Origin of the sequence: Collinsella aerofaciens (assembly GCF_015560135.1) — a bacterium.
Lineage (GTDB): Bacteria > Actinomycetota > Coriobacteriia > Coriobacteriales > Coriobacteriaceae > Collinsella > Collinsella aerofaciens_AN.
Window position 1 is genome coordinate 1 of record NZ_JADMRH010000035.1, and the last position, 9,339, is coordinate 9,339.

8 protein-coding genes and 1 tRNA gene are annotated in these 9,339 nt (G+C 58.4%); all 9 read right to left on the minus strand.

Annotated features, from left to right (window positions below):
* Window positions 1-558: 558 nt before the first annotated feature.
* The 9 genes from I2H19_RS09525 to purB all read right to left on the minus strand — a co-directional run bounded on the left by I2H19_RS09525 (window position 559) and on the right by purB (window position 9,008).
* Window positions 559-634 (minus strand) — tRNA-Lys (locus I2H19_RS09525).
* A 28-nt stretch (window positions 635-662) separates the two neighbouring features.
* Window positions 663-1,943, minus strand: coding sequence for an aminopeptidase (locus I2H19_RS09530; RefSeq protein ID WP_195444074.1), 1,281 nt, complete (start codon window positions 1,941-1,943; stop codon window positions 663-665).
* Between the two features lie 89 nt (window positions 1,944-2,032).
* Entirely contained in the window at window positions 2,033-2,608 is a 576-nt protein-coding gene (locus tag I2H19_RS09535; protein WP_022093792.1) for an ABC-2 transporter permease, read from the minus strand.
* Window positions 2,609-3,487, minus strand: a complete 879-nt coding sequence (locus tag I2H19_RS09540; protein WP_035136481.1) for a phosphoribosylaminoimidazolesuccinocarboxamide synthase — start codon at window positions 3,485-3,487, stop codon at window positions 2,609-2,611.
* 118 nt (window positions 3,488-3,605) lie between these two features.
* Complete coding sequence (locus I2H19_RS09545; RefSeq protein ID WP_035136482.1) at window positions 3,606-5,171, minus strand: sensor histidine kinase; 1,566 nt, start codon at window positions 5,169-5,171, stop codon at window positions 3,606-3,608.
* Window positions 5,172-5,182: 11 nt separating this feature from the next.
* A complete protein-coding gene (locus I2H19_RS09550; protein WP_006236208.1) occupies window positions 5,183-5,905 on the minus strand; it encodes a response regulator transcription factor in 723 nt (240 codons plus the stop codon).
* Window positions 5,906-6,058: 153 nt separating this feature from the next.
* Complete coding sequence (locus I2H19_RS09555) at window positions 6,059-7,270, minus strand: twin-arginine translocation signal domain-containing protein (RefSeq protein ID WP_055310311.1); 1,212 nt, start codon at window positions 7,268-7,270, stop codon at window positions 6,059-6,061.
* Window positions 7,270-7,533: a TIGR03905 family TSCPD domain-containing protein gene (locus I2H19_RS09560; protein WP_006236206.1), complete on the minus strand. Its 264-nt coding sequence runs from the start codon at window positions 7,531-7,533 to the stop codon at window positions 7,270-7,272. Before I2H19_RS09560 ends, I2H19_RS09555 begins: the two co-directional genes overlap by 1 nt.
* 128 nt (window positions 7,534-7,661) lie before the next feature.
* Window positions 7,662-9,008 (minus strand): adenylosuccinate lyase, encoded by a 1,347-nt coding sequence (gene purB, locus I2H19_RS09565; RefSeq protein ID WP_055251306.1) that lies wholly within the window; start codon window positions 9,006-9,008, stop codon window positions 7,662-7,664.
* Between the last annotated feature and the right edge of the window lie 331 nt (window positions 9,009-9,339).

The following is a 9,339-nucleotide window of genomic DNA, read 5'->3' on the forward strand; positions in this document are numbered from 1 at the left end:
TCAAGGTGCACGCTTTGCGGCTCATCCGGTCCGACCGGGCCGCGCGGCAAGGAGATATATTGCCAGACCGGAGGGGCGCCGTGGGCGGGAATCGCGCACTCCATATTTTGTTCACAAATGAATAGGTCCCTCAGTCGCATCACTGAGGTTAAAACTGAAGCATTGGCTTCTGATATTGGCGATGACCAGCTGTTTTATGTGTATTGAGACATCGGTCATCTCTGGAGCGCTACTTTACTCCAAAGGCATCAGTTATTTGTTTCCCATCGGTAAAAGGCGGGTTTTGTTCGCCAAGCGTTCTTATATATAGCTAGATACGGGTTCGAACCCGTGCACCGGCAACAAAAAAGCGACCAACCGGAGTCGATCGCTTTCTTTTCTATGGTGGGCCGTCAGGGGTTCAGCCTGCTTCGCAGGCGGCCGCTGCGGCGCTTTCGCGCCTTGCGCGCTGCACTGGCAAACGCTCACGCGTTTACTCAGCTCCGCGCCCCGACGGGTTCGAACCCGTGCACCGGCAACAAAAAAGCGACCAACCGAAGTTGATCGCTTTCTATTCCATGGTGGGCCGTCAGGGGTTCGAACCCTGGACCTTGGGATTAAAAGTCCCCTGCTCTGCCAGCTGAGCTAACGGCCCGCGGGTGGCATTGTACCACGGTCTGGGACTATTCCCAACTCCATTGGCCGTTCTGGAAAATCACAACTTCACGTCCATCAGGCGTAATGCCCGTAATATCGATGTCGTCCGTGCCGATCATAAAATCGACGTGCGTGCTCGAGACGTTAACACCATGCTCCAGGAGCTCCTCCTTGGACATGTCGTACCCACCCTCGATGCATTCGGGGAAACCGACACCTAGCGCGAGATGGCAGCTAGCGTTCTCGTCATAGAGCGTATCGTAGAACAGAACACCACTTTCGCGGATCGGCGTGTTCTTGGAAATGAGCGCGACCTCTCCCAGGTGAGCAGCGCCCTCGTCAGTATCGATGATACTTGCGAGCGTTGCCTTGCCCACGCGGGCGTCGTAGTCCACCACGCGGCCGCCCTCGAACTTAATCCAAAAATCGTCGACTTTATTGCCGTGGTGGATGAGCGGCATGGCCGAGTACACGATACCGTCGGCGCGCATGCGATCGGGCGAAGTGAAGACTTCCTCGGTGGGAATGTTGGGGAAGAAGGGGTGCCCATCGGGCGTCTTGCCCTTGCCGCCGGCCCACTCGTGACCCTTCGTCATGCCAATCGTCAGATCGGTTCCATTTGCCGCGGTGTAATGCAGGCAGTCGAAACGATTGCCGTTCAGGAAACGCAGGTTCTTTTCGAATGCGGCGTCATGGAGCTCCCAGTCGCTCTCTGGGTCCTGGCCATCGGCGCGAGCGGTGTGCAGAATCGCATTCCACAGCTTATAGATTGCAACCTCATCGGCGTCTCCCGGGAACACCTCGCGCGCCCAAGCCACGACCGGAGCGCCGGCGATGCACCACGGATTGATGTTGTAATCCAGTCCACGGCGGAAAACTTTGCACTGCGTGTTCTTTGCCTTAGAAGCTGCAGCGGGCTTAGCGGGATCGATGCCCTTAAGGGCGGCGGGGTCCGCACCCTCGATAAAGATAAAGCAGGCACCGTCCTGGGCCAGGGAATCCAGCTGCAGGCGCTTCCACTCGGGCGTCTGCTCAAAATAGCTTTTCTCGACATGCTCGTACGTGAGCCTCGTCACGGCATCATCGGCCCAGATGACCGTCACGTGGCCGGCGCCGGCAGCATAGGCCTCCGCGACCACCACGCGCGCAAACGGCGCGCACTCAACCGGAGACTGAACGACGACTTCCTGGCCGGGCTTAACGTTTACGCCCTTGCGGACAACCAGGCGCGCATAGTTTTTAATCTTGGGCTCCAGGGACTTCATACCCTCCAGGGCCTCTTCGACCGTCAGGGCAGCTCGAATCATGTGCCACTCCATCTATCTATAGAACAGTAAAAAGGCGCGCCGCAAAAACGACGCGCCTTATATCTTAGCGATAAGTATGTATGCAAACGCTACTTCTTCTTGGAGTCCTTCTTGTCCTCCTCGGCAGCTGCGCGCTCGATAAGAGCGTTGAGCTTGTTCTCGGACATGCCCTCGGCCTGCGCGCGGTACATGTTGCGCAAGGGACGAATACGAGCGAAGTCGTAGATAAAGTCACCTAGGATGATGACATAGGACAAAACGATGCCGACCATCTGGACAGGGCTGGACACCATGCCAGCGGGAGCGAAGTACAGCGAGGCCCAAATTGCCACGACGAGCACCATGCCAATGGCGAGCACAATCCACCAGATGCGACGGCGCTTGGTGTAGTCCTCGTCCTGCTTGAGGAGGATATTCGACACCGTATAGATGCGGTCCTCCTTGGCGCGCTGCTTAGCCTTGCGGGCGCGCTTCTCCTCTTTAGAGAGGCCCTCGAGGTTCTCGCCCTTCTCGAGCTCTTTGCGGCGTGCCTTAGACGAAGCCGGCACGACGCGAACGGAGCTCGCTGCTTGGCGGGCGGGCTTAGCAGATGCGGCAGACTTGCGCGCAACCCCGGTAACTTCGTGGGATTGCGTGCGCTTGTTCGTGGCGCTACGGGTACTCACTTATGCGTTCTCCTTCATGCTTGTGAACTGGGAGCCCGTGATGATCTGGAAGGCCTCGCGATAGCGCTCGGACGTGCCATCGATGACCTCGGCGGGCAGGTGCGGGGTCTCCCCCGTCATATCCCAGTTGGCCTTGAGCCAATTGCGGACGAATTGCTTGTCGTAGCTAGGCTGGATCTTGCCCTCCTCGTAGCTGGCAGCAGGCCAGAAACGGCTGGAGTCGGGCGTGAGGCACTCGTCGATCAGCGTGACCTTGCCATCGATGACACCAAACTCGAACTTGGTGTCGGCAATGATGATGCCACGGGTCGCGGCGTACTCGGCAGCGGCCTTGTAGATCTTGAGGGAAAGGTCACGAATCTGCGTGGCGATGTCCTCGCCCACGATCTCGCAGCAACGCTCGAACGAGATGTTCTCGTCGTGGTCACCGATCTCGGCCTTCGTGGACGGCGTGAACAACGGCTCGGGAAGCTTGGAAGCCTCGGTCAGGCCCTCAGGCAGCTGGATGCCGCAGACGGTGCCGTTCTCGTCGTAGGTCTTCTTGCCCGAACCGGTCAGATAGCCGCGGACGATGCACTCGATAGGAATCGTCTGGGCCTTCTTAACCAGCATGGCGCGGCCAGCGAGGTAGTCACGATACTCAGCAAACTCCTCGGGGAAATCCGCCGGGTCGATGGAAACGAGATGGTTGGGAACGATGTCGGCAAACTTATCGAACCAGAATGCCGAGATGCGATTGAGCACCTCTCCCTTAAACGGAATCTCGTCGGGAAGAATGAAGTCGAACGCAGAAATGCGGTCGGTGGCGACCATCAGCAGGTTTTCACCGGCATCGTAAATATCACGAACCTTGCCACGGGAATCCGGACGACGCTCCATCGTTGTCACGTGAGTCACTCCTTACCTAAATACGACAGAAATGCGGGTTCTTTCCCGCATGTTTTCGCAAACTCGGAGCGGCAGGGACGCGGCCCCTCCTTCACCGAATAGCGAAAAGCTAGTGCTCCATTGTAGTAGATGCCGCGTCCGCCGTGTGCTCGCGGGGCAGATGAATTGTAAAAGTCGTACCCTTTCCAAGCTCCGACTCCACGGATATGTAGCCATGGTGACGCTCGACGATCTGCTTGGTCACGGCGAGGCCGACGCCCAGGCCGCCAGCTTCGCGGGCGCGGCTGGCATCGGCGCGCCAAAACCGCCCGAAAATGCGCGACAGATCGTCCTTGGCAATACCGATGCCGGTATCAGAAACGGCAATGCTGACGTGCCTGCGGTCACTGAGCACCGACACCACGACCCAACCGCCCTCGGGGGTGTAGCGCATGGCGTTGCTCATGAGGTTGATAACACATTGCGTGATCATGTCGGGATCGGCCTCGACGACATCGTCGTGCCCTTGGGTTTCATCTGCAAAGCGAAGACGAAGGTCACGGTCGGCAAACAGACGCTCCTGGCCGTTCACAATCGATCGCACGAACGGAACCATGTCCACCGGTTCTAGATTGAGCGGAGCCGTGCTGTTTTCCATACGCGATAGGTCGAGCATCTGCTGCACCAGACGAGCCAGGCGACGCGTCTCGGAAGCAACGGTCTCCAAATGCTCATCGTCGGTGGGATACACGCCATCCTGCATGGCCTCGACCGTTGCGAGCATGGCCATAAGCGGCGTGCGAAGCTCGTGTGCAACGTCTGAGGTCAGGCGCTTCTCGTGTTTCATATCCTTCTCGAGCGAGGTGGCCATCTCATCGAAGGTCTCACCCAGCTGATCGATCTCGTCATCACCGCGCAGCCCCGTGCGAGCCGACAGGTCGCCGTCACGGATTTGCTTTGCGGTACTGGTGATGCGATGAATCGGTTTGGTGAGCATGCGCGACACGAGCGATCCGATAACGACCGAAATGCAGATTGCAACAACCGCGGCGAGGGCCATGGCGTTAAAGGTCTTCTCCCTAAACGCAGAGTCCGCCTTGGTGAGCAGAGCGTCGGAGCCGATGGCCCACAGCTTTACCTGTCCGACATGCTCGCCGGAAGACGTTACAATCTCGACGTTAGCAACGCTATCGGAGTCGGTTGGAGCAGACGAGACCGGGCTATGCGATGCCCTCTTGCCGCTCGTGTCGTCGGTCGTAGCCTGGTTTTCGCGTACATCGGCGGTGGCACTTGCCGAGGGCCAGGAATCGTCATAAACGATCACACCCTTTTTATTGACGACCTGCATGCCCAGATCGTCGGAAACCAAACTCGACGTTGCGACCGTGCGCAGTTCTCCCGCGGTCCAAGAGCCGTTTTCCTCATATGAGGTCGCCAACTTCTCGGCAGCGGAATTTGCGATTTCGACGATATTGGAGCGTGTGTAATCCGAAAAGACCGTGCCCCACACAACAGAGACAACGCCCACCAGCACCAATACCGTCATGAGCGATGTCAGAGCAAAAGCAAGTGCCATGCGCGAGGGATAGCTCATCGTTGGCCGTGAATCGGAACGAGGCGTGTTCCAACTAGCCTTGGAACCCGCCTCGCTCTCCTGCTTGTGCTTTTGTCCGATTTCAAAGCGCGCAGGTGTCATATGTGATTTCCCTATTTCTCGTCCGACTTATCGGTCTTGGCCGGAGCCTCGAAGCGATAGCCGACACCATGGACGGTGTAGAGCCACTTGGGCTTCTTGGGATCATCGCCCAGCTTGGCGCGAAGATTCTTCACGTGGCTATCGATGGTGCGCTCATAGCCCTCAAAGTCATACCCGAGCACTTTCTCGACCAGCTCCATGCGGTTATACACACGGCCGGGATGGCGGGCAAGCGTGGTGAGCAGCTTGAACTCGGAAGCCGTCAGATCGACTTCCTTGCCCTCGACCAAGATCTTGTGGCCCGAGATATCGATGACCAGATCGCCGAAGTCGAGTACCTCGACGGCGGGCTCGTCGGCCTGATGGGCACGGCGGAACAGAGCGCGAACGCGGGCGACGAGCTCGCGCGGCGAGAACGGCTTAATCAGATAGTCGTCGGCGCCGAGCTCAAGACCGATAATACGGTCCTCGATCTCGCCCTTAGCCGTCAGCATGATGATGGGGACATCCGAGGTATCGCGAATGGTGCGGCAAACGCGCTCGCCGGGGATCTTGGGGAGCATAAGGTCGAGCACGACCAGGTCGAACTGATGCTTCTCGAACTCCTCGATCGCGGACTGGCCATCGCCGACGCCCACAACCCAGTAGCCTTCGCGCTCGAGATAGGCAGCGACGGCGTCACGGATTGCCTTCTCATCCTCGACCAGCAGAATCTTTTTTGCATCTGAAGCCATAACACGGCCCCCCTGTCTCAATTAGCTAAGAACAAGCCCATTTTAACGCACCTGAGCCCGCCAGATGCCGCTATGACGCGGCAGCTCGGCGGGCGGTACTCACAATTACAACGCGTTTATTCCCCTGTTGGCGCCTTTTTAACCCCTCTAAGCTTAAAGAGAGAATAGGCGTGCAGTGACCGTCTCTGGTATACCCTGGCTGTTGCGCACCGTGGCGTACGTAAGGAATGAGTCCGATTTTCCCGCCGTAGCTGGATAATCGCCATACTCCAAAGCGCGGTCGGGCGACAGCAGCGAGCCATAGGTCTTGGCAGAGGTGTCGATCAGGAAATGCGACGCCTGTACCTTAACAAGGTATTTATTCTTCTTGCCAGCCGCACATGCGAGCGGCTCGCGTGACAGGAAGAGGTACGGCCCTCCCTCATTACCGATATACGTGCCCATATTGCCCAGGCTGCCCACGCCACTATAGGCCGCCTCGATAGAAAACACGAAGGTATCGCCCATATATACGGCCTCGAAAGGCGAAACTGACGAAGGGAGGACCAACTGGGCACGCTTGGTGTTGTTGCCGTCGGTCAGATCGATTGCCGTTATGCCGTAGTAGACGCCCTCGTCGTTGCGGACACGCGGCGAGATGGTCAAAATGCCGTCGCTCGCGCGCGGGGCCGATGCAAAGCGGCCCGTCGATTTCCAAATTACCTCGGCCTTGGATTCATCAAGCGAGCGACGATAGCAAAACGAATCACTACTCGTTTTATTGCCGCCTGCCGAAGGCATTTTATACCAGATGACCGATGACCCGAACGCCGTAAACAGGGGCGGATCATAGTCCTTGCCACCTCGATCGAGCTCAACCACGTCGCCAGAGAGCGAAGCGCCCGACAGATTTTGAGCGTAGAGCTTCCACGATGAATTGGCAAAGTTCATCTCAACCCACGCGAATACGCCGTCGCCGGCACGGACATCGTAGAATGCATATCCCGTGCCCTCGATAGGATCCTCGATTAATGTGGTAAGCGAGCCATCACCCAGGTTGAGCACACCGAGTGTGTTGGCGTGCAGCGCCGATGCGGGCGCCATCATCGCCGCGGCGTAATCGCCGTCGCAGTAGTACAGCAGCGTACCCAGAGGCAGCGTCCACGACGCCGCCGGCTCAAGATCGATGTCGACTGCCTCGTACTCATCCGTAATCGAGATGATCTTGGAATCGTCCTTGATAACCTGCGGCTCGCCGGCGGCATCATCGCTGGTGCCCGTTTTTTTCGAGCATCCGGCAAGCACCGTGGCAGCGCCCGCGGCAGCCCCACCGAGTACAAAGCCGCGACGCGATATTCCGTTCTTGATGTGATCGGCGATACCCATTAGGCGATCTCGGTGCGAGCGGCCTCGATAGCGCGTGTAAGCTGGTCGGCGCAGGAGGTCTTTTTCATACCGCAGGTATTACCGGCGAGAACCTCGATTACGCGATCGGCAGGAGCGCCCTCGACCAGCTTGGAGATAGCCTTGAGATTGCCGTCGCAGCCGCCGGTAAACTCAACGCCCATCACCTTGTTGCCGTCATCGGAAAGATCAAGGTGAATATTGCGAGCACACACGCCCTGAGGCTTGTAATCAAACGAAATCATGCGATCCCCTCTCAGAATGTTATTCGAGACGACTATTATCCCCGTCTTTCCCTAAATGCAACGAGGCGCTTTGCCGGCAACACACATTACCAGCAAAGCGCCCTAAAAAGCTAACGTTATGCCCGAACCTACTCGAAGCTCAGCTGCTCCAGACGATCAAAGACCGTGTCGATACGGGTGAGGAAGTCCCACGGATCAAAGATCTCGTCGAGCTTCTCCTGACTGACGGTGCAGCGCGGGTCGGCCTCGAGACGCTCCTTAAAGGTGGGGCCGGAGACACAATCCTGTACCTCGTGCCAAGTTGCCATGGCGTTCTCCTGCACAATGGCGTACGCGTCCTCGCGGGTGATGCCCGTGTCGACGAGGGCGAGCAGCACCTTGGAGGAGAAGATGAGGCCGCGGGTCTTATTGAGGTTGGCCATCATGCGGGCAGGGTACAGCTGCAGGCCGTCGATAACGCGGATGAGGCACTGGAACATGTGGTCGAGGGCGATGAAGCTATCGGCCTGGGCGACGCGCTCGGCAGAGGAGTGCGAAATGTCACGCTCGTGCCACAGGGCGACGTTATCGAAGGCAACCTGGGCGTTGGACTTCACGACGCGCGACAGACCGCAGACTTTCTCCATGGTGATGGGGTTGCGCTTGTGCGGCATGGCTGAGCTGCCCTTTTGGCCCTTACGGAACGGCTCCTCGGCCTCGAGCGTATCAGTCTTCTGCAGATTGCGGACCTCGGTAGCGATGCGCTCGCAGGTGGCTGCGGTGGTGGCGAGAACGCCGGCGAGATAGGCGTGATGGTCGCGGCTGATAACCTGCGTGGACAGCGGGTCGTGAACCAGGCCCAGGTGCTCGCAGACATACTCCTCGACGAACGGCTCGATGGAGCTGTACGTGCCGACAGCGCCCGAGATGGCACCAAAGGCAACATTCTTGCGGGCGTCCTCAAGACGATCCAGATCGCGCTTGAGCTCCCAGGCCCAAGAGCCAAACTTCATGCCGAAGGTCATCGGCTCGGCGTGGATGCCATGAGTGCGGCCGGCACAGAGCGTGTTGCGCTCCTCAAAGGCGCGACGCTTGCAAATCTCGCCGAGCTTCTTGACGTCCTCGATGATCAGGTCGCAGGCCTGGGTGAGCTGGTAGCACAGGGCCGTGTCGCCCAGATCCGAGCTGGTCATGCCATAGTGAACCCAGCGGCTGGGCTTGGGGTCGCCCTCGGGAACATCGGCATCGATGTATTCCTTCATGTTGGTCAGGAAGGCAATGACGTCGTGGCGCGTGACTTCCTCGATCTCATCGACCTTCGCCTTCTCAAAGTTGGCATGGTCGCGGATCCACTGGGCCTCGTCTTTGGAAATACCGATCTTGCCGAGCTCCGCCTGGGCCTCGCAGGCCAGAACCTCGATCTCCTGCCAAATGGCGTACTTGTTCTCGAGGGAGAAGATGTGTCCCATCTCCGGGCGGGTATAGCGATCGATCATAGCGGCTCCTTTTTGGTTATTGGCACGTTGGTCGTAACCCATCCATTGTACCGTGCGCAGGTGCAAGTATGGGCAGCAGGCATTAACCTAACATTTTGGAATTGGAGCCTTGAATATCAACTTCATCCGAACACCTCCCATATTCATCCGTACATGTGCGGATGAATATGGGAACCCGATACCCTGAGGGCCGGATCGGCCGGCCCCGGGAGATCGGAGGACGTCATGTCCGGAAAGAGCGGAAAGAGCGGGAAGGGCGCCGCGAGGGCGGTCCCGAGGGCCTACGGCAGGCTCACGAGGCACGAGCGGGACACGGTCCAGAGGATGCTGG

Excerpts from the sequence above, each read along its gene's own strand:
- purB (WP_055251306.1), bottom strand. The coding sequence starts at position 9,008 with ATGATCGATCGCTATACCCGCCCGGAGATGGGACACATCTTCTCCCTC.
- I2H19_RS09530 (WP_195444074.1), bottom strand. The coding sequence starts at position 1,943 with ATGATTCGAGCTGCCCTGACGGTCGAAGAGGCCCTGGAGGGTATGAAG.
- I2H19_RS09555 (WP_055310311.1), bottom strand. The coding sequence starts at position 7,270 with ATGGGTATCGCCGATCACATCAAGAACGGAATATCGCGTCGCGGCTTT.
- I2H19_RS09545 (WP_035136482.1), bottom strand. The coding sequence starts at position 5,171 with ATGACACCTGCGCGCTTTGAAATCGGACAAAAGCACAAGCAGGAGAGC.
- I2H19_RS09540 (WP_035136481.1), bottom strand. The coding sequence starts at position 3,487 with ATGGAGCGTCGTCCGGATTCCCGTGGCAAGGTTCGTGATATTTACGAT.
- I2H19_RS09560 (WP_006236206.1), bottom strand. The coding sequence starts at position 7,533 with ATGATTTCGTTTGATTACAAGCCTCAGGGCGTGTGTGCTCGCAATATT.
- I2H19_RS09550 (WP_006236208.1), bottom strand. The coding sequence starts at position 5,905 with ATGGCTTCAGATGCAAAAAAGATTCTGCTGGTCGAGGATGAGAAGGCA.